The 1,366-nt window shown below is 75.1% G+C and carries 2 protein-coding genes and 1 pseudogene; 2 read left to right on the forward strand and 1 reads right to left on the reverse strand.

Annotated elements, in window-relative coordinates; translation table 11 throughout:
* A pseudogene (locus tag ACZ56B_RS09370) lies at positions 1–265 on the forward strand (hypothetical protein); the annotation flags it as partial.
* 142 nt (positions 266–407) lie between these two features.
* Here the strand turns inward: ACZ56B_RS09370 and ACZ56B_RS09375 are convergent.
* On the reverse strand, positions 408–638 hold the full coding sequence (locus tag ACZ56B_RS09375; RefSeq protein ID WP_468787965.1) for a DUF2277 domain-containing protein: 231 nt from the start codon (positions 636–638) through the stop codon (positions 408–410).
* Between the two features lie 232 nt (positions 639–870).
* On the opposite strand from ACZ56B_RS09375, the gene ACZ56B_RS09380 reads away from it, so the two are divergent.
* Positions 871–1,230: a hypothetical protein gene (locus tag ACZ56B_RS09380; protein WP_468787967.1), complete on the forward strand. Its 360-nt coding sequence runs from the start codon at positions 871–873 to the stop codon at positions 1,228–1,230.
* The last annotated feature ends 136 nt before the right edge of the window (positions 1,231–1,366 follow it).

Consider the following 1,366-nt stretch of genomic DNA (forward strand, 5'->3'; position numbering starts at 1 on the left):
CTCCTCCCTCCTCACTCCGGCCGTTCGCTCCTTCCTCCCCCCCCCCCCCCCCCCCCCCCCCCCCCGCGCCCGCGAGTTCCTCCCCTGGTCGGCCCTGGCGGGCCTGTCCTGGGCCGCGTACAGCGTGACCCTCGGCTACCTCGGCGCCCACTGGCTCGGGGCGACCTGGCTGGCGACGGCGGTGTCGGTGGGCGCGCTGTTCGGGGCGGGAGCGGGGGCCGCGTTCCTGATGCGGAGGCGGCCCCGCCCGGCGGAGGCCTCGTAGCGTCCGCGCGGCGGGCCCGTACGACTCGCGCGGCGGGCCCGCACGACCACGCGGAGGGTTCGCGGGGTCCGTCCGGAGGGCTCGCGGGCCCGCGCGGAGGACTCCCGCCGTCCGTCCGCGGGCCCGGTGCCCCGCCGGTGCGCTATCCCGCCCGCCGGGCCGCGGCGCCCCGCACCTCGAGACCGTCCAGCAGTGCGGCGGTGGCCTCCGCGACCGCTTCCACGGCCCGGTCGAAGACCTCGCGGTTGTGGGCGGCCGGCGCCCGGAAGCCGGACACCTTCCTCACGTACTGCAGGGCGGCGGCCCGGATGTCCTCCTCCGTGGCCTCCTCGGGCAGGACGGGTGGACGCAGGGTCTTGATGCTCCGGCACATGCCCCCAGTCTGGCCCGCCGAGGGGCGCGCCGGCCACAGGACCGGCGAACGCGGGGGATACGTCCCCCTTCTCCCGAACCGGACGGCCCCGGCGGCACGTTGCCCGGCGCGGCACGGCGGCACGGCGCACCGGTTCCCGCGACCGCCCGGGTGGTTTCACGATCGGGTGAACCGCCGGAGCGGACCCCCGAGTGACTCGCCTCCCTAAATCGAACAGGCGTATCATCGGGCCGTGGCTGCGACCTATGACTTTCCGAGTGACCTCCTTGCCGGTCAGGAGGAACTGCATCAGGTCCGGGCCGAGTTGTCGGCCCTGCTGAAGCGGCTCCCCTGGTCGGTCGAACCGCTCGACGGCTTCAGCGACGACAACGGCTGGCGCAAGATCGAGCGCACCGCCTCACCCGGCTGGACCGAGGACGAGCAGGCCGAGGTGGAGAAGCTCCGGCGTCGGGAGCACGAACTCGCGGTGTTCGTCAGCACCCACCGCTACTGGTCCGGACTCACCGGCCCCGACCGGATGCACGCCCGCTCCCGGCTCAAGCACACGGCGGGCCGGGCGGCCCCGCCGGACCGCGCGGAGGAGTCCCCGTGAGGAGCGCGGTGCGCCGGGGAGGACGGGACGGGAAGACGGGTGAGGGGGCTCCGGAGGGGTTTGGGGGGTTCCCCCCTTTCAGAGGGGCCGCGTTTCTCTAAGTGCTATAGGGGGGTCGGGGGGCTTTAGACCCCCG

Source organism: Streptomyces sp. NPDC034670, assembly GCF_055574875.1.